Raw genomic sequence first — 18,793 nt, 5'->3', positions numbered from 1 at the left:
AAGAGGGGCTATCGCCCCTCTTCCGTTTTTGTGTTCAGGAGTCCCTTGAGAATCATTTCCTGTATACTCTGAAGCAGCTTCTGGTCTTTCGGAACGTCTCCCATCGAATTGACAATGAGTTCCGCAGCGGCTCGTGAGTTCAGATCCTTTGGTACGTAATTTTGCTCTTTTCCTTCCTCTATCAGTTTCTCAACACGTTTTATGAAGTTTTCGTATCTTTCTCTCAGAACCGACCACTTTTCTTTCTCCTCGAAACGGATCGTTGTTTTCTCCTTCTCTATTATTTCGTTCAGCACTGACTTGTTCAGCACGAAATCAACGTACGACTTCAAGAACTTTTTGATCTTGGCAAAGTAAGAGTTCGTCTCCTTTGTGACTGTGAAGAGATGGTTTTCCAGTTCCTCGAGTGCTTCTCTCCAGACCTCTTCGAAGAGCTTGTCCTTGCTCGGGAAGTAGTAGTATATGAGAGCCTTTTTCACACCTGCTTCCCGTGCGATATCTTCCATGCTGACACCGTCGTATCCATATTTCGAAAAGGCCCTCTTCGCTGCCTCCACTATCTTTCTTCTTGTTTCAGAGCCCAATTTGACCCCTCCACATCAATCCCTGTAGCGTTTGTCCACCGCGAGGAGCTTTTCCTTGTCCGCGTACCTTCTCATTCTCACTTCGTAGTTATAAACGCCTCTGTTTGCCGGGTAGATCTCTGAGTATCCTTCTTCGTACCAGAGCTTGTCTGCGTACTTCTTCCATTCGGCAGCGAGTTTGTCGATCTCAGGTGCAAGTTCGGTGATGATCCTCTCAGAACCTTCGTGCTGAGGCTTTGCGTTGAACGCTTTCACCATGGCTCTGAACACCTTCGGGTTGTCTATTATTGGGCACGGCCTGAAGAGGTTGTCGCTGTAAGGAATCATTCGTTTGTAAGCTTCGAAGAACGGTGATCTCAGAATATCGATGAGTTTCTTCTCGCGGATGCTGTCAACGGCAAACTGCTGAAAGACACAGGGTTCCACGTATCCTTTTGCGTTTATGTGGAGGTATTTGGCACCCGCTGCGAGACAACCGTTGGTGAGGAATCCGTGGTTCCAAAAGTCCGCAACGAAGGCGAATCTTCCGCTGAGTCTGATCTGTTCGAGTTTGTGGAATCTCTCATACCTCTGTTTGGGAGTGGGGACAAGGTCCATGGATGGATTCATTCCAACGGGCATGAACTGGTACACCCAGACGTAGGAGACACCTTGCTCTTCCAGGAAGTCCCAGAACTCATCTTTCATAAGGGTATCATGGTTCATTCTGGTTGCCGTCACTGAGGCTCCAAAGATCACACCATGCCTTCTCAATCTTTCCCACGCTTCGAGAATCCTCTTGAAGATGCCCCTTCCTCTTCTCCAGTCGGTGTCCGTTTCGAAACCTTCCACTGAAATGGAGAGCGTCACGTTTCCAAGTTCAGCCAGTCTCTTTGCAGTTTCTTCCTTTATCAACGTTCCATTCGTGTAGACAAGGAAATAACTATCCTTGAACTCTTCAAAGATGTCCATCAGGTGCGGCCAGAAGAAGGGTTCTCCTCCGGTGATGATGAAGAAGTATATTCCAAGGTCGTTGGCCTGTTTCAAAATGTCCCTGACTTCGTCGTGGGAAAGTTCGTACTTTCTGCCGTAAAGTCCTGCATAGCACCCAACACAGTTCAAGTTACACGCGTAGGTGGGACTCAGAACGAGAAGTTTCGGAAGAACGGTTTTGTACTCGTGCATCTTCTCCTGCCTTATGGGTTCTCCGAGTGCGAATTCGTTGATGATGAGGTTGTTTATGACCCCTTCCACACATTTTGGACTTGCCTTTTTAAAAACATTGACCCATGACATCACCATGGGATGTCTTTCTTTGGCGAGATCTGCAAGTTTTCGAAGGCCACTCTTCGAAGGCTCTTTCGTGAACATGCTGAGGGTACCGAATATCTTTCCCAGGGTTTCCACATCGGCGTTTCTCACAAAAGATCCGACGAGTTTTCCTGCCTGTCGATAGATCATTCCTTTAATTCCGCCTACTGGCATTGAACCACCTCCGTCTTTTTTTACTTACCGGTCGGTAAAAGATTCTATGCCCATAAGGTGAAATATACGTTGCATATTTGTTACTTTATGTTGTACCTTGAGAGATTTATCGCACAGATGGCTTCATCTTTCTCGTAACCTTTCAACAGATAATACGCCTTACATCCTCCTCCGCATTCTTTCAAAACTGGACACGTTGAACATGATTCGGGAGAGGGCAAGGGTTTGTATTCGTTCCATATCTCGGAAAACTTCTTTTCTCGTACGTTTCCCATGTAGTACTCTTTGTTGTATCTGAAATGCCCACATGGTACAACGGTTCCTTCAACGAGTATCGAGGCGTGGGTGATACCGGCGGAGCAAGGGGCACCGGATATGGATTCTTCCACGTAGAACGTCAGCCGGTCTCTGTAAGTATTTACAACTTCGAGAACGTATCTTATGGCCTCTTTCCATTCGTCAGGATTCATGTCCAGTTCTTTTGCGTGGATCTTTCCTCTTCCAACTGGGATGAACCTGTCCACGTACAGAGCTCTGACTCCCAGTTTCAGGGATAGTTTTACCATATCTTCGAACTTTCTCCAGTTCATTCTGTTTATCACGTTGAGTATCGTGACCTGAAAACCCTCGCTTATGAAATTTTTGATGCCCTCGATCGCTCTTTCGAAGTTGCCATTTCCTCTCACATAATCGTTCGTCTCAGGATCTGGTCCCTCCAGCGATACACCAATCAGCACATCTGGATTGGCTCTTTTTATTTTCCGAACCATTTCTCTGGTAGCAAGGGATCCGTTCGTGTTTATCATGAGTCTCTGACCTATCTCTCTGCCGAAAGCGAGTATGTCGAGAAGGTGTGGATGGAGAAGAGGCTCACCTCCCACAAGATCCAGGGCCCACACGCCAAGTTCCCTCAAGTCGATCATCAGTTCTTTTATCTCCTCGAAACTCAACTCATTCGGATGAGGCTCTCCCGCTTCGCAGTAACAGTGCTTGCATCTGAAGTTGCATCTTGTTGTCAACTCGTACTCTACTATGAGTGGTGGTTTTCGCATTCAATCACCTCCAGATAGATTTTAACTCCTGAGATTGATTCAAAAGGGGAGGACTCTAATTGTAATGATCCTTACAAGTCCAATTAAAGGTTTGGGAATAAAATCTATCGTGAGGTGATGCCACTTGGGAAAAAAAGTGTCCAAGAATCCCAGAGTACTCTCACAGATAGAACTCCTCAGAATGATGGCCGGTGGAGATGAGAATGCCCTCAGGGAAATAAAGAGAAGGCTGGGTTTTGATGAAAAGAAAGAAAGAGAGAACGATGAAAGACGAAAGATCTCCGATAACGTTTGATCATTTCTCTGTTTCTGTAAGCGGAGAGCAAATTTTAGAAGATATCACCATTTCCTTTGTTAAGGGAATAAATGTTTTATACGGGCCCCGGGGTTCAGGTAAATCCACCCTTCTTCGAGCGGTTGTCAAGTTGAATGATGAAATACTGGAAGATGTGACGGAAGGCGGAACAGTTTATCTCTTCGGACAGGATGTGAGAGAGCTCGATGACACCTATGTAAGAAAGAAGGCTCTTTACCTCGATACAAGTTTCATCGATGCTATGAACCGTTACAGTTTCGAAGAGTTTTTGGGATTGAGTCTGAAGAAGAAGGTGGATCTTGAAAAAATCTCCGAAAGATTGGATGATCTGGGAATACTGAAAATGTTGACGCTGGGACGCAAAACCCCCCTTTCTGTTTTTTCGCCTGCCGAAAAGATTTCCCTCCTCTTTTTCATACTGGAGCAGAAGCAACCTGAGATTATACTGATGGATTGTCTGCTGGATCACCTCGACGATGAAAATCTTGAAAGAATCATCGGTACGTTCTTCGAGATGAAAAAAGATAGGACCTTCATAATCTCCACCCGCATCCTCCAGAGGTTTCTCTACATTGCGGATTTGTTGGTAATACTGAATGATGGTAGAATCAATTATGCGGGAACTCCCAGAGATTTTGTTTTGAAGATGTGAAGAACCGTTTCACGAACGAGGTGATCCTATGGTACTGACCGTCACGTTGAATCCCGCGCTGGACCGGGAGATCTTCATAGACGATTTCCAGGTGAACAAATTATACAGGTTGAGGGATCTGAGCAGGTCTCAGATGACGCCTGGCGGAAAAGGGATAAACGTCTCTATAGCTCTCTCAAAGCTCGGGGTTCCTTCAGTAGCCACCGGATTCGTGGGAGGTCACATAGGACGAATTCTTGTAGAGGAACTGCGAAAGATCTCGAATCTGATCACAACGAATTTTGTTTATGTGGATGGGGAAACGAGAGAGAACATAGAGATCATAGATGAAAAGAATCAAACCATAACGGCCATAAATTTTCCCGGTCCAGAAATCGGTGAAGACGATCTGAATCATTTTCTGAGAAGGTACAGGATGACACTCTCGAAGGTCGATTGTGTGGTCATCTCTGGAAGCATACCGCTTGGAGTAAGTGAAGACGTCTGTTACGAACTGGTGAGACTTGCGCGTGAGAAGGGAATCTTCGTCTTTGTAGAACAGACCCCCAGATTGCTCGAAAGAACACTGGCAGGTCCGGAATATCCAAACGTGGTGAAACCGGACTTGAGAGGAAACCATCTGGCACCTTTCGGTATGGAGCTCAAAACCTTTGAAGATTACGTTCGGCTTGCAGAGAAGATAGCAGAGAAATCTCAGGTCGCAGTTGTCTCCTACGAGGTGAAGAACGACATAGTTGCCACAAAGGACGGTGTGTGGATCATAAAATCGAAAGAGGAGATAGATGCGTCCCATCTGCTCGGTGCGGGAGATGCTTACGTGGCGGGAATGGTTTACTATTTTGTCACCCACGGAGCGAATTTCCTGGAGATGGCAAAATTTGGTTTTGCTTCTGCACTCGCTGCAACAAGAAGAAAAGAAAAATACATGCCAGATCTCGAGGCGATAAAGAAGGAATACGATCACTTCACCGTGGAGAGGGTGAAGTAAATGAGAGTGAAGGATGCCGTCATTTATGATATATCAGCCGTATTCGAAGATGAAACTGTGGAAACGGTCATAAAACTTCTGTCAAGGCAGAATCTCTCTGGAATACCTGTTGTCGACCACGACATGCGAGTTGTGGGGTTTGTCAGTGAAAGTGACCTGATAAAGGCCCTGGTTCCCAGTTATTTTTCTCTTCTCAGATCCGCTTCTTTCATCCCGGACACCAACCAGTTGATCAGAAATATAGTCAAAATAAAGGACAAACCCATATCGAATTACATGAGCAAACCACCTGTTGTGGTGAAGGAGGACGATCCTCTCATAGTGGCGGCGGATTATCTCATAAGGCATGGTTTCAAATCACTACCTGTGGTCGATGATAGTATGCAACTTGTTGGAATCGTCAGAAGGATAGATGTTCTGAGAGTGGTTTCGGAGGGGAAACTGGAGATATGAGAACGGTGAGAATCGAGACCTTTGGATGTAAGGTGAACCAGTACGAAAGTGAATACATGGCCGAACAGCTCGAAAAGGCCGGCTATACCGTTCTGCCAGCCGGCGAGGCTTCTTATTACATAATAAACTCCTGTGTGGTCACCCAAGAAGTGGAGAAAAAGGTAAAAAGGTTGGTTAAAAGCATACGAAGGAAGAACAGGGATGCAAAAATCATCCTCACAGGATGTTTTGCACAGCTCTTTCCTGAAGAGGCAAAGAAGCTTCCCGTGAACATGGTCCTTGGAATCTCGGAGAAGAAGAACATAGTCGATCATCTTCTCTCTCTGAACGGAGAACAGAAACTGGTAGTGTCGGCTCCTGATAGCCCCGTTTACGAAAAGGTGAAGGGAAGTTTTGAGGATAGAACAAGAGCCTACATAAAGGTGGAGGACGGATGTGACAACGGCTGCACTTATTGTGCTATAAGGTTTGCACGTGGAACGAAGGTGAGAAGCAAACCACTGGAGTTGTTCAAAGAAGAATTCGAGAAAATGGTGATAAAGGGATACAAGGAAATCGTCATCACGGGAGTCAACCTTGGAAAGTACGGAAAGGATATCGGGACCACCCTGGTCGATCTTTTGAAGATCGTAGAACATGTTCCTGGCGATTACAGGGTGCGTCTCAGTTCTCTGAACGTAGAGGACATAACGGACGAACTCGTGGAAGTTTTCCGGGACAACCCCAGACTGTGTCCGCATCTCCACATATCTGTTCAGAGTGGTTCAGACAGAGTTCTGAAGAGAATGGGAAGGCGGTACAGTTCCTCCGACTTTCTGAAAGTGGTGGAAAAACTGAGAAGTATCAATCCAGACTTTTCCATAACGACGGATATCATCGTTGGTTTTCCAGGGGAGACGGACGAGGATTTCCTGAAGACAGTGAAACTCCTGGAAGAGGTCGAATTCAGCAGGGTTCACATATTCAGGTACTCTCCCAGGCCAGGGACTCCTGCGAGTACCTTTTCCGATGCTGTTCCGGAACACAAGAAGAAAGAACGCTTGAACATTTTAAAGGAAAAGGCAAAAGAAGTGTCTCACAGATACAAAAGGCGGATGGTGAACAAGAAGAGGAGAGTTCTCGCGGAATGGTACATCGCAAAGGGTGTGCTTTCAGGATACGACGAATACTACGTTAAACACGAATTCGTGGGTGATGGTATAGGGGTGTTCCACAATGTGAGGGTGAAGTCTCTTTCGGAAGAAGGAGTGATTTCCTGTCGTGTTGATCTGGCAGAAAGGGCGGTTCATTCACGCGGATGAGTTCTTTCTGAACTACGAGATGTTTGAGGAGGTTTCTCAGGGACTCGTTTATGAAACTCTGCGAACGTACAACAGAGTTCCCTTTGCCGCTTACAAACACTACAATAGACTGATGAGGTCTGTTTCTTTTTTTGATATCCCCTTTTCCATGACATTTGAAGAGTTCGTCGACATACTGAAAAAGGGTACCCGGCAGATCGATCGTGAAAGCAGAATAAAAGTGCTTCTCTCTGTGAAAACTGCTGAGCTGTTCTTTGTTTTTTCGCCACTGAACATTCCAAACGTCGAAGAGGGAGTGAATGTGAAGATATCGAAGATCAGAAGGATTCCCGATCTTTCTACACCGCCGAGTTTAAAGATAACCGGAAGAACGGACATTCTGCTTGCTCGGAGGGAGATTGGGGAATGTTACGATGTGATTCTGACGGGTGTGAACGGTCAGGTCTGTGAAGGAAGTTTCAGCAACGTTTTTCTGGTGAAAGAAGGAAGGCTGATCACCCCCTCTATCGAATCTGGCATCCTTGATGGAATAACCCGTGAAAACGTGATAAAACTTGCGAACAGATTGGAAATTCCACTGGAAGAAAGATTTGTGTGGGTCTGGGAACTGTTTGAGGCAGACGAGATGTTTTTGACCCACACGAGTGCAGGAATCGTTCCTGTGAGGAGGCTCAACGATCACCTGTTCTTCGAGGAAGAACCAGGACCAATAACGTCGACGTTGATGGAAAACTTCGAACCCTTCGTTTTGAATCTGGAGGAAAACTGGGTGGGAACGTGAAGCCTATTGGGAAATTGTTCGAGGAACTTGCGGGTGAAAACCCTCTGTTTTCTGAGTTGAAAACTAGGATGCTATTGATGGATTGGATAGGCCTTGTAGGGCCTGTCATTGCCGGACATACGGCAGTGGAGAAGGTTGAAAATGGTATCGTTCATGTCGTTTGTGATGATTCGTTGTGGCTGACCGAACTTTCTCTTCAGAAGGACAGAATTCTTCAAATACTCAACGAGAAAGCAGGAAGGAAGATATTCAGAGACATGGTGTTCAGGAGGGGAAAGATCAATGGAAAAGTACTCGGCTGAGAGCATAAAGGTTTTGAAAGGGCTGGAACCCGTTCGAATGCGCCCTGGAATGTACATCGGTTCTACAGGAAAGCGTGGGTTGCATCACCTCGTGTACGAGGTGGTCGACAACAGTGTCGATGAGTCGCTTGCGGGCTACTGCGACTGGATCAAAGTAACACTGCATGAAGATGGCAGTGTTGAGGTTGAAGATAACGGAAGGGGTATTCCTGTTGACGTTCATCCGGAAGAAGGAAGAAGTGCCCTTGAAGTGGTTTTCACCGTTCTTCACGCGGGAGGAAAGTTCTCCAAGGATTCCTACAAAATAAGCGGTGGACTTCATGGTGTGGGAGTTTCTGTGGTGAACGCACTTTCTGAATGGCTCGAGGTGAGAGTTTATCGAGACGGTAAGATCTACAGGCAGAGGTACGAAAGGGGAAAGCCAGTTACACTTGTTGAGGTGATCGGCGAAACTGACAAACACGGTACGGTCGTCCGGTTCAAACCGGATCCTCTCATATTCTCTGAGACCGAATTCGATCCTGACATACTCGAACACAGGTTGAGAGAAATCGCCTTCCTCGTGCCGGGATTGAAAATAGAATTCGAAGACAGAATAAACAACGAGAAGAAGACGTTCAAATTCGATGGTGGTTTGAAAGAATTCGTGAAGTACTTGAATCGTGGAAAAAAAGTGCTTCATGACGTGATATATCTGAAGAGAACGGAGAAAGTCAAGGTCAAAGACAAAGAAGACGAGGTAATCGTGGAAATCGCCTTTCAGTACACCGATTCTTATTCGGAAGAGATTCTTTCCTTTGCGAACACCATAAAGACTGTCGATGGAGGTACACACGTTACAGCCTTCAAAACAACCCTCACGAGGCTGATGAACGAATATGGAAGAAAACACAACTTTTTGAAGAACGGAGACTCCTTCCAGGGAGATGACGTACGGGAGGGACTCACCGCTGTTATAAGTGTGTATGTGAAGAATCCGGAGTTTGAGGGACAGACCAAGTCAAAACTCGGCAACGAAGAAGTGAAAGAAGCGGTGAACAGAGCGATGAGGGAGGAGTTGAAGAAAATTTTCGACGCCAGTCCCGATCTTGTCAGGACAATACTGTCAAAGATAATGAGCACAAAACAGGCAAGAGAAGCAGCAAGAAGGGCAAGGGAGATGGTGAGAAGAAAGAACGTACTTCAGAGCACCACCCTCCCCGGAAAGCTGGCAGATTGCAGTTCTACCGACCGTGAAAACACCGAACTCTTCATCGTAGAGGGTGATTCTGCTGGAGGATCCGCCAAACAGGCACGTGACAGGGTGTTCCAGGCAGTTCTTCCGATCAGGGGAAAGATCCTGAACGTTGAAAAATCCTCCCTGGATCGTCTGCTGAAGAACGAGCAGATCAGTGACATAATCGTTGCGGTTGGGACCGGAATAGGAGACGATTTCGACATAAACAAACTGCGATATGGGAAGATAATCATCATGACGGATGCCGATATCGATGGGGCTCACATCAGAACACTCCTTCTGACACTCTTTTACAGGTACATGAAACCATTGATAGAGGATGGAAGGATCTACATAGCGCTTCCTCCGCTGTACAGGATAAGGGTCGGAAAAGAGGATTTCTACGTGTACAGTGATGCGGAGCTGATGGAGTACAGGAAGATGTTTGAGGGAAAAAAGATGGAGATACAAAGGTACAAGGGACTTGGAGAGATGAATCCGGAGCAGTTGTGGGAGACGACCATGAACCCTGAGACCAGAAAGATAATAAGAGTGACCATAGAGGATGCTGAAGAGGCCGACAGGCTCTTTGAAATCCTCATGGGAAACGATCCATCAAGCAGAAGAGAATTCATAGAAAGGCACGCACTGAAGGTAAAAGAACTCGACATCTGAGGCCATGAGGTCTTTGAGAATCGTTTTGATGATACTTGTTGCGATGTATGCTCTATTTTTTATGAAGACTTTTTCAAATCCTGGAGAAGCAGTGGCCGTTCCAGAAAAGATCGCACACAATTTGATAGAAAATTTTAACATTTCCAGAAAAAGTATTATAATAGATTCGAGAAAAGTTGCTGGAATAGTCTTCAGCGAGGGGAATTACTACCTGTGTTCTGACGATGGCAATCTGGTTTCTTCTGTTTTGAGCGAAGAGCTTTTCAGGCTTTACCCTTTGTTTCTGGAAGTGAAACTGGAGGGGTTGCAACTTTCAGAGGAAGGAAAAAAGATCCTGAGTCTTCTGGAACCCGTTCTGAACAGTGGTTTTGTCTCGACCGTTTTCTTTGAGTCAAAAAAGGTGATTCTCATCAAAGGTGTTACACTTTCTTTCAGAGACTGGCGGGATTTTGTGAATAATTTTGAGATGTTGAAGTCGCAGATAGACTTTCTCGAACCAAGGAGTGAGTATTTTCTGACCGAGAGTGGTATTCTGATAAAAATAAGGGGTGATTGATTTGCCAAAGGCGTCCTTCTTCACCTCCATAGATATAGGTTCCAGATACATAAAGGGCCTGGTTCTGAGAAAACACGATCAGGAGTGGGAAGCGCTCGCTTATTCGAGTGTGAAGTCTAGAGGGCTGGATGAGGGAGAGATAAAGGATGCCATAGCCTTCAAGGAATCTGTGAACACACTTTTGAAAGAACTGGAGGAGCAGATTCAAAGATCTTTAAGAAGCGATTTCATCATATCTTTCAGTAATGTGAATTTCGAAAGAAGAGACGTTGTGTCGGAGAAAGATTTCGGAGAAGACAGGCGAGTGATAAACCTGGACATCCTCGGAGAGATGCAGTCAGAGGCCCTGGGAAAACTGGAGGAAGATGGAAAAAAACCCCTTCATCTCTTCTCCAAGAGGTACCTTCTTGATGGTGAGAGGATCGTTTTCAATCCCCTCGACATGAAAGCATCGAAGATCACGGTTGAGTATACCTCCATAGTAATCCCTGTGAGAATTTACGAGATGTTTTACAATTTCCTGCAGGATATAGTGAAGAGTCCCTTTCAGCTGAGATCTTCTCTTGTATCCACGGCAGAGGGGGTTCTTACTTCGTCGGAAAAGGACCGCGGTGTGGTGGTTTTGAATCTGGGATACAACTTCACGGGTCTTATAGCCTACAAGAACGGTGTTCCCATAAAGATCGCCTACGTTCCCGTCGGTATGAAACACGTGATCAAGGATGTTTCCGCTGTTCTGGATACTTCCTTCGAAGAAGCGGAAAGGTTGATCATCACCTACGGCAACGCGGTTTACAGCGACATCAAAGAAGAGGAGATACAGTACAGGGGACTGGATGGGAACACGGTGAAGACCACAAATGTGAAGAAACTCGCCGTCATCATACACGCCCGCCTCAGAGAGATAATGAGTAAGTCGAAGAAAGTCTTCAGGGAAGTAGAGGCAAAGATAATGGAAGAGGGAGAGATAGGAATACCCGGTGGAGTCGTCCTATCGGGTGGGGGTGCCAAAATTCCCAGGATAAACGATCTGGCGACGGAGGTGTTCAGGGTTCCCGTGCGAACAGGATGCTATGCAAATTCGGACAAACCGTTGATCGTCAACTCGGACGAGGCTGCCTACGATCCTTCGTTTGCTGCTGCCTTTGGGAACGTCTTTTCATCGATGGAGAATCCATACGAGGAAGCACCGGTGAAACGGGAGAATCCTTTTAAAAGGATTTTCAGATTGTTCAGGGAATTGATGGAGTGATCGGGAGGTTAAGAGTATGGGCTTTGATCTTGACGTTGAGAAAAAGAAGGAAAGCAGAAACATACCCCAGGCGAACAACCTCAAGATAAAGGTCATAGGAGTCGGAGGTGCGGGGAACAACGCCATAAACAGAATGATAGAGATAGGAATACACGGCGTTGAGTTCGTTGCCGTGAATACGGATCTACAGGTACTGGAGGCCTCCAACGCCGATGTCAAGATACAGATAGGAGAAAACATCACGCGTGGTCTTGGTGCCGGTGGAAGACCGGAAATAGGCGAGGAAGCAGCCATGGAAAGCGAGGAGAAGATTCGTGAGGTCCTCGAAGATACCCACATGGTCTTCATAACGGCAGGGCTCGGTGGTGGAACGGGAACGGGAGCCTCACCTGTCATAGCCAGGATAGCCAAGGAGATGGGGATTCTGACGGTGGCAATCGTTACCACTCCTTTTTACTTCGAAGGTCCTGAAAGACTCAACAAAGCGATAAAGGGCCTGAAGAAACTCAGAGAACATGTCGATACTCTGATAAAGATCTCCAACAACAAACTCATGGAAGAACTCCCGAGGGACGTGAAGATAAAGGATGCCTTCCTGAAGGCAGACGAAACTCTTCACCAGGGAGTGAAGGGTATCTCAGAGCTCATAACGAAGAGAGGATACATAAACCTCGACTTTGCGGACATAGAGTCTGTGATGAAAGACGCAGGAGCGGCGATCCTCGGAATAGGAGTCGGAAAAGGTGAACAGAGGGCCAGAGAAGCGGCGAAGAAGGCCATGGAGAGCAAATTGATAGAGCATCCCGTTGAGAACGCCAGTTCCATCGTCTTCAACATAACGGCCCCCAGCAACATCAGAATGGAAGAGGTACACGAAGCCGCCATGATCATAAGGCAAAACAGCAGCGAGGATGCGGATGTGAAATTCGGACTCATCTTCGACGATGAGATACCCGAAGATGAGATCCGCGTGATTTTCATTGCAACAAGATTCCCGGACGAAGACAAAATACTCTTCCCGGAAGGTGACATTCCCGCCATATACAGATACGGTCTGGAGGGACTCCTTTAATGCTCAGAAGGTACAGAAAACTGGGGGAGATACTGGTCGAGAGGGGATTCATAACCAGAGAAGAACTGGAAAGGGCTCTTGAGATACAAAAGCAACTGAAAAAGCCCCTGGGAGAAGTTCTTGTGGAACTGGGTTACATCACAGAGGATCAGCTCCTGGACGCCCTCAGTGAGCAGTACAACGCACCGATTTTGAAGGACCTTCCCAAGAACATTCCGCTCAACGTGGTTGGTTCTCTTCCGAAGAACATCATAGAATCTCTCCACGTGATTCCCATCGATAAGAAAGAAGACGGTACTCTCGTTGTCGTCACAGATAACGGAACGAACATTCCCAGAATAAGGCAGGAAATACGTTTTCTCACCGGAAAGGATCCAGAGATCTACCTGGTTGCAAGCAGAGATTTTTCCATGCTGTACCAGACTTACGTGCTGGGTGTACCCCTTGAGCTCTTCGAAGAACCTTATGTTGCCATAGAAGAAACGGAAGAACAGGTAGAAGAGGCAGAAGAGTCTGAAGAGGCGGCAGTGGAAGAGGCACCGATCGTTCGGCTCGTAAACAACATCATAAACCGCGCCATAGAAATGGGAGCGAGCGACATCCACATAGAACCGATGAAAAGAACCGTGAGGGTGAGGTTCAGGATAGATGGTGTTTTGAGAAGGGTTCTGGAGTATCAGAAAGGACAGCATAACTCCGTTGTGGCACGTATCAAGATCATGAGTGGTCTCGATGTTTCGGAGAGAAGACTGCCCCAGGATGGTAAATTCTACACGATAAAGGGTGGAGAGCAGTACGACTTTCGTGTATCGACCATGCCCTCTACGTTCGGCGAGAAGGTTGTGATGAGGATCCTGAAAGTTTCTGCCGCAAACAAACGTTTAGAGGAACTCGGATACAGCGAGTACAACTACAAAAGGATTCTGTCGATTCTTGAAAAACCCTATGGAATCATCCTAGTTACCGGCCCGACAGGCAGTGGAAAATCCACAACACTCGTCGCCATGATAAATCACCTGAAGAGTGAAAGTGTGAACATCGTCACCGCTGAAGATCCCGTGGAGTACACCATCGATGGTGTCACTCAATGTCAGGTTTTCCCGGAGATAGGGCTCACCTTTGCGCGATACCTGAGGGCGTTTCTGAGACAGGATCCAGATATCATCATGGTTGGTGAGATCAGAGACAGGGAGACAGCCCAGCTTGCCGTCGAGGCCTCTCTCACAGGACACCTAGTTTTGAGCACGCTCCACACCAACACAGCGGCGGGAGCCGTGTCAAGGCTCATGGAGATGGGTATAGATCCACACCTTCTGGGCACCTCCTTGATAGGAGTTATAGGACAGAGGCTCGTGAGGAAATTGTGTGACGAGTGCAAAATTCCAGGAGAAGTGAAAGATGAGAACGCAAAATCCTATTTCGAGCGCTTTTTTGGAAGAGTGCCTGACCAGATCTATTACCCTTCTGAAGAGGGATGTCCTGTCTGCAGGGGAATGAGGTACAGGGGAAGAATGGCCATCGGAGAGGTTTTGATAGTCGATGAAGAGATGAGGGCGCTGATATCCTCGAGGGCCAGTGAGATGGAAATCGCAAGACGCGCCATGGAAAAGGGCATGCGTCCCATGTTTGTGGATGCCCTTGAGAAGGTAGCGCAGGGCCTGACGAGCCTTGAGGAAGTCTTCAGGGTGACCACCCTGCCATGAAGTACTTTTCCAGAAGCCCGGAAGACTGGAAAAAATCGGACGAGGAAAAAGAGCGGAAAGAAAGAGAGAGGAGAAACAGAATTCGCCGAAGGGCGAACTTTATTGTTGTTTTGAACCTCGCCATTGTGGTTTTCCTCTTCTTCTTCACGAAAGCCTTCTTTCCCAACAGACCGGAAGGTGTTGTTGGACAGTTCCAGATAGTGATTGACTCGAAGGAGTCGTACCTTCCAGACGAACCTCTTGGTATCAGGGTGAAGATCTACAACAGAGAAAGGAGAAAGGGAAAACTTGTCCTCGAAGATTTTCTATTCTCTGTAAAGAAGAAAGAAAACGTAGTATACGAATTTCACTATCCACAGCGGGTTGAGAAAGAACTCGATGCCTTTGAAAGTGTTCTGGTCTTTGATCTGGAAAGAGAAGTGGAGCTGATTGATCTGGACGGTGGGGATTACCTGGTGACAGTTTCCATGAGAGTGAACGGCCAAAGAGTGACAATAGGAAAGATCGTGACGGTCATCGAAGAGTGGAGGGTCGAGGTCGATAACCTGAAGGACTTTTACTTTCCATACGAGGAAATCGATTTTTCGACCTATCTTGAAAACATCAGTTCCAGACAAAGGGATATAACAGTGAAGAGTGTGACTTTGAAGATTCTGGAAGAAGATGAAAGAACGATTGTCGAGAAGAAGACAACGTTGGGAAGTGCCTTCAGAGCGGCTCCCATGGGAACGGTAGAAGTTCACAGAGAAAGCCTTTCCGCTCCTGAAAGGCCGGGGGATTACCTCATCGTTTTAGAACTTGAGACCGAAGAAGGCACCCTGAAACGCGTTTTGCCCTTAATCGTGACCGAAGAATACCAGAAAAATCTGAGGGGAACAACCTTGGTGGTTGAAGGAGCGAAATTCGTGAGCGTTGGTGAAAGGTACGACTTTTCTGTGAAACTTTTGAACGAAGAGAAAAAGAGAAAGTACTTTGTCCTAAAAAGCGTTCTGATCGTCATCACCAGAAAGGAACCCGTTTTTTCTTACTCCAGGTCGGATGAATTCAGAATCGTTCTGGATGAATTTTCCTCCAGAGAGATCTTCAAAACAACGACGTACGATCTTATAAAATTCGACGAACCTGGAACCTACAGAATGGTTGTGGTGGTGGAAAGCGAGGATGACAGACTCGTAAAAGAAATGGAGATAATCGCCTCTGAGTGAGGTGAGAGTTATTCCGCATGAGAACAAGAGGATAGACTGGCTCATCGTGGTCGTTGTTGGCGCGTTGATGGTATTTGGATTGTTCACTTTGAGGAGTGCCACCTACGGAGAGAACGAAACGCTGTTTTCGAAACAGGTGATCTGGGATGTTCTTGGTTTTTCACTGATGATCTCGATTCTTTTCGTAAAGGACAGCACCATAAGAAGATTTTCCGTGGTCCTGTACGTGATCTCTGTTGTTTTGCTGATAGCACTCCTTTTAAAGGGAACGCCGATCGGTGGTTCCAGAAGATGGTTCAAAATAGCGGGAATCAGTTTTCAACCTTCAGACCTGGCAAAACTTTCCCTCATCGTTTTGCTTCCGTATCTTCTGGAAAGAAGGTGGTTCTGGAAGAGCCTTTTTCTCACTCTCGTTCCCGGAATACTCGTTTTTCTGGAACCGGACCTCGGGACCGCTTTCTCCATGGGATTGATCTGGCTCTTTGCCGTTCTGTCTTCCAAGGTCGATAAGAAGCCCCTTCTTGTTCTCCTGGTGGTTGCTCTGATCCTGCTTCCCGTGTTCTTCTTTTTTGGTCTGAAGGATTACCAGAGGGCAAGAATTCTTTCCTTCCTCAACCCCGAGGAGTACGGAAAGAGCTATTCCTACAACGTGCTTCAGTCCATACATGCGATCGGTGCCGGGGGATTTTTCGGAACAGGTTACATGAAAGGAAAAGCGAATCTGATGGGATACGTTCCCGTCTCGTACACGGATTTCATCGTGTCCGTCATTGGAGAGGAATTTGGTTTTCTTGGTATCGTGTCTCTTCTTTCGCTCTTTGGTCTTTTCTTTTTCGAAGTTTCAAGGTGGATCCTGAACGTGAAGGACGAATACTGGGAGATCCTCATGGTTTCTTCGTGTGGCCTTCTCTGGTTTCATGTCTTCGAGAACGTTTCGATGAACCTGGGTCTTCTTCCCGTCACGGGTGTTCCTCTTCCCTTCATCAGCTACGGTGGAACGTCCACCCTCGTGTTTTCTCTTATCGCCGGCCTCATCTTGAAAGGAATAGCGATTGCAAGGGTTGAAAGGAAGATGTAGAGAACCTCTTTTTTCTTCCGCAAGTCTTAAAACCGAAGGGGGTGAACACCATGAAGCGTTTTTTTCTTCTTTCGGTGGTGGCTTTTTTGCTTCTGACATCCTGCCTGCCAATTCTTGAAGAAAAACACGAGTTCATAGTGGAGGTAGTGGGAAATGCGTATTTGAACGATGTCAAGAATTGGTACCAGCCATCTTACAGTGACTACTTGATTCAGGAACATCCCGTGCTGTTGCTCTATTATGAAAGTGGCACAGATCCTAACTCTCCTTACTCCCAAAGACAGATTTTTTACGAGAAAAATGGTGATTTCGTCGCCGCGGCTGGAGTGATTGTGGGTACAGCTGGAGAGATTGTAGATACAGAAAGGCTGACCAGTATCTGGCAGAATTACACACCGATTTACGATGTGGACGTGTGGTACCAGTACGATGAAGACGAATGGCAGGCTCGCGTAAGACCTCTTTCACGTCTTGAACTTGTTGGAAACAGGGTGTTTCTGGTGAAATTCGTAAAAGACGGTGAATACTTTCGTGTTCTATCTATAACGGAGCCGAGTTATGATCAAGCCAACGATGTGTATCATCTCGGACAGGTTGATAGAGACAGCACACACGGCTTTGCAGTCTTCGTTCAGGAAGTTCTATCGAGCAAAACGGTAACTCGGTAACTCCTGAATCAGAGAGGAAAATCCTCGGTGCGGAAGTTGTGTGGCCAGAATAACCAGGGAGGTGTGAGCGATGAGAAGGTATCTGTTTATTTTGCTTGTTCTTGTTTCGATTCTTTCCTTCTCGTTCAACGTGAAAAGCATCATCATCTTTCCCGAAAAGCCGTACTTCACGGTGGACGTGTGGCTCGACAAACCGGAGGGATCTGTCTACAACGTGGGAGAGAGGATTGAGATCTTCGTGAAGTCTTCAAGGGATGCCTACATACTGGTCTACGATATAAACGCCCAGGGGAAGGTAACGCTCATTTTTCCGAACAAGTACGAGAGCGATAACTTCGTTCGTGCAAACGAGATCAAGAAGATCCCATCCAGATCAACTTACTCTCTCAGGGTTTCTCCTCCATACGGCAAAGAGTACATTCAGGTAATCGCCAGTACAACTCCTATTCCCATCTTCAAAGAGTTGAAAGAACTCGGCACAACGCAGATGTTTCCCACCCTGTCTGACAACGTCGAAGAGTACGTTCAAAAGAGGCTGAAACCCTATCTCACAGGAGAGTGGGTCTCGGACATCACGTATTTCTACGTGGGAAGGGCACCTGCCTTTGGTACTCTGATCGTGGACTCAGATCCTCCCGGGATGACAGTTTACGTGGACGGATCTTACAGGGGAAAAACACCCATCACGATGACAGTGGACGAAGGAACACATTACGTGACGGTGTACTTTGAGAACTACACTTTCTATAAGGAAGTGTACGTGGGGGAAAATCAGACCGTACGTGTGGTAGCCAGACTTCCCTTTGCAAAGCTTTCGCTCAGCTCTTCACCGAGTGGGGCAGATGTGTACATAAACGGAGACTACAGGGGGAAAACTCCTCTGACACTGAATCTTTCGCCCGGAAACTACAGCCTGACCTTCAGAAAAGAAGGTTACCGTGAGGAGACACGGTACATCACCCTCGGTGAGGGAGAGTCCCGATCCATTCACATCGATCTGAAACCGCTTCGGGCAACTTTGAGGTTGAGAACGGATCCTGTCGGTGTGGACGTCTACATGGATGGAAGGTACGCTGGAACAACCTCTGAGAGTGGGTTGACCATCGTTCTTGATCCTGGAACCTACAGTATAAGGCTCGAAAAGGAAGGATACGAAACGGACAGTTTCACGGTGAATCTGAAAGCCGGTGAAGAAAAGGAAGTGTTCAGACGTCTTGAGGAAAAGGTGGTCTTCTCTGAGGTCAGGATAGAGACCCAGCCATCCGGGGCCACGGTGTATCTCAACGGATACTACCACGGCGAAACACCCATTACCATCTACGTTCAAACTGGAACGTACGAGATCACGATCGTCAAACCTGGATACAGAACGATCGTCAAAACGGTGACCTTCGACGAAAAGGAAGAATATTTCAAGTTCATCCTGAGCAGAATCGAGTGAACGATGATAAAATGATCTTGAGGAGGGTAGAGGA

At 46.8% G+C, this 18,793-nt stretch carries 19 protein-coding genes; 16 read left to right on the top strand and 3 right to left on the bottom strand.

Going from position 1 to position 18,793, the window contains the following annotated elements; translation table 11 throughout:
* Positions 1 to 8: 8 nt before the first annotated feature.
* The 3 genes from TRQ7_RS00520 to TRQ7_RS00510 form a co-directional block, all read right to left on the bottom strand.
* Complete coding sequence (locus tag TRQ7_RS00520; protein ID WP_015920167.1) at positions 9 to 584, bottom strand: TetR/AcrR family transcriptional regulator; 576 nt, start codon at positions 582 to 584, stop codon at positions 9 to 11.
* Positions 585 to 599: 15 nt separating this feature from the next.
* Positions 600 to 2,048 carry a radical SAM protein gene (locus TRQ7_RS00515; RefSeq protein WP_015920166.1) on the bottom strand — a complete coding sequence of 483 codons (1,449 nt, stop codon included), beginning with the start codon at positions 2,046 to 2,048 and terminating at the stop codon, positions 600 to 602.
* Positions 2,049 to 2,128: 80 nt separating this feature from the next.
* Positions 2,129 to 3,100: a radical SAM protein gene (locus TRQ7_RS00510; protein WP_015920165.1), complete on the bottom strand. Its 972-nt coding sequence runs from the start codon at positions 3,098 to 3,100 to the stop codon at positions 2,129 to 2,131.
* A gap of 124 nt (positions 3,101 to 3,224) precedes the next feature.
* On the opposite strand from TRQ7_RS00510, the gene TRQ7_RS09700 reads away from it, so the two are divergent.
* The 16 genes from TRQ7_RS09700 (at position 3,225) to TRQ7_RS00435 (ending at position 18,759) form a co-directional block, all read left to right on the top strand.
* Positions 3,225 to 3,395: a hypothetical protein gene (locus tag TRQ7_RS09700; protein WP_015920164.1), complete on the top strand. Its 171-nt coding sequence runs from the start codon at positions 3,225 to 3,227 to the stop codon at positions 3,393 to 3,395.
* Positions 3,385 to 4,068, top strand: a complete 684-nt coding sequence (locus TRQ7_RS00505; RefSeq protein WP_342279239.1) for an ABC transporter ATP-binding protein — start codon at positions 3,385 to 3,387, stop codon at positions 4,066 to 4,068. Before TRQ7_RS09700 ends, TRQ7_RS00505 begins: the two co-directional genes overlap by 11 nt.
* A 28-nt stretch (positions 4,069 to 4,096) precedes the next feature.
* Positions 4,097 to 5,056 carry a 1-phosphofructokinase family hexose kinase gene (locus TRQ7_RS00500; RefSeq protein WP_015920162.1) on the top strand — a complete coding sequence of 320 codons (960 nt, stop codon included), beginning with the start codon at positions 4,097 to 4,099 and terminating at the stop codon, positions 5,054 to 5,056.
* A complete protein-coding gene (locus tag TRQ7_RS00495) occupies positions 5,057 to 5,509 on the top strand; it encodes a CBS domain-containing protein (RefSeq protein WP_015920161.1) in 453 nt (150 codons plus the stop codon).
* On the top strand, positions 5,506 to 6,810 hold the full coding sequence (gene mtaB / locus TRQ7_RS00490; protein ID WP_015920160.1) for a tRNA (N(6)-L-threonylcarbamoyladenosine(37)-C(2))-methylthiotransferase MtaB: 1,305 nt from the start codon (positions 5,506 to 5,508) through the stop codon (positions 6,808 to 6,810). Before TRQ7_RS00495 ends, mtaB begins: the two co-directional genes overlap by 4 nt.
* Complete coding sequence (locus TRQ7_RS00485; protein WP_041843749.1) at positions 6,770 to 7,591, top strand: aminotransferase class IV; 822 nt, start codon at positions 6,770 to 6,772, stop codon at positions 7,589 to 7,591. The genes mtaB and TRQ7_RS00485 overlap by 41 nt, the downstream gene beginning before the upstream one ends.
* Positions 7,588 to 7,893: a DUF721 domain-containing protein gene (locus TRQ7_RS00480; RefSeq protein ID WP_041843748.1), complete on the top strand. Its 306-nt coding sequence runs from the start codon at positions 7,588 to 7,590 to the stop codon at positions 7,891 to 7,893. Before TRQ7_RS00485 ends, TRQ7_RS00480 begins: the two co-directional genes overlap by 4 nt.
* On the top strand, positions 7,874 to 9,784 hold the full coding sequence (gene gyrB, locus TRQ7_RS00475) for a DNA topoisomerase (ATP-hydrolyzing) subunit B (RefSeq protein WP_015920157.1): 1,911 nt from the start codon (positions 7,874 to 7,876) through the stop codon (positions 9,782 to 9,784). The genes TRQ7_RS00480 and gyrB overlap by 20 nt, the downstream gene beginning before the upstream one ends.
* A gap of 4 nt (positions 9,785 to 9,788) precedes the next feature.
* Positions 9,789 to 10,340, top strand: a complete 552-nt coding sequence (locus TRQ7_RS00470; protein WP_015920156.1) for a DUF4894 domain-containing protein — start codon at positions 9,789 to 9,791, stop codon at positions 10,338 to 10,340.
* Positions 10,333 to 11,592: a cell division protein FtsA gene (locus tag TRQ7_RS00465; RefSeq protein WP_015920155.1), complete on the top strand. Its 1,260-nt coding sequence runs from the start codon at positions 10,333 to 10,335 to the stop codon at positions 11,590 to 11,592. Before TRQ7_RS00470 ends, TRQ7_RS00465 begins: the two co-directional genes overlap by 8 nt.
* Before the next feature lie 16 nt (positions 11,593 to 11,608).
* Complete coding sequence (gene ftsZ / locus TRQ7_RS00460; protein ID WP_015920154.1) at positions 11,609 to 12,664, top strand: cell division protein FtsZ; 1,056 nt, start codon at positions 11,609 to 11,611, stop codon at positions 12,662 to 12,664.
* A complete protein-coding gene (locus TRQ7_RS00455; protein WP_041843747.1) occupies positions 12,664 to 14,367 on the top strand; it encodes a GspE/PulE family protein in 1,704 nt (567 codons plus the stop codon). The genes ftsZ and TRQ7_RS00455 overlap by 1 nt, the downstream gene beginning before the upstream one ends.
* A complete protein-coding gene (locus TRQ7_RS00450) occupies positions 14,364 to 15,572 on the top strand; it encodes a hypothetical protein (RefSeq protein WP_015920152.1) in 1,209 nt (402 codons plus the stop codon). Before TRQ7_RS00455 ends, TRQ7_RS00450 begins: the two co-directional genes overlap by 4 nt.
* A gap of 10 nt (positions 15,573 to 15,582) precedes the next feature.
* Positions 15,583 to 16,650 carry an FtsW/RodA/SpoVE family cell cycle protein gene (locus TRQ7_RS00445; protein ID WP_331279459.1) on the top strand — a complete coding sequence of 356 codons (1,068 nt, stop codon included), beginning with the start codon at positions 15,583 to 15,585 and terminating at the stop codon, positions 16,648 to 16,650.
* A gap of 50 nt (positions 16,651 to 16,700) precedes the next feature.
* On the top strand, positions 16,701 to 17,318 hold the full coding sequence (locus TRQ7_RS00440; RefSeq protein WP_236681723.1) for a hypothetical protein: 618 nt from the start codon (positions 16,701 to 16,703) through the stop codon (positions 17,316 to 17,318).
* Between the two features lie 70 nt (positions 17,319 to 17,388).
* Entirely contained in the window at positions 17,389 to 18,759 is a 1,371-nt protein-coding gene (locus tag TRQ7_RS00435) for a PEGA domain-containing protein (RefSeq protein WP_041843746.1), read from the top strand.
* The last annotated feature ends 34 nt before the right edge of the window (positions 18,760 to 18,793 follow it).

The organism is Thermotoga sp. RQ7, from assembly GCF_000832145.1.
Taxonomy (GTDB): Bacteria; Thermotogota; Thermotogae; order Thermotogales; family Thermotogaceae; genus Thermotoga; species Thermotoga neapolitana.
This window is presented reverse-complemented; position numbering and strand designations above follow the sequence as displayed.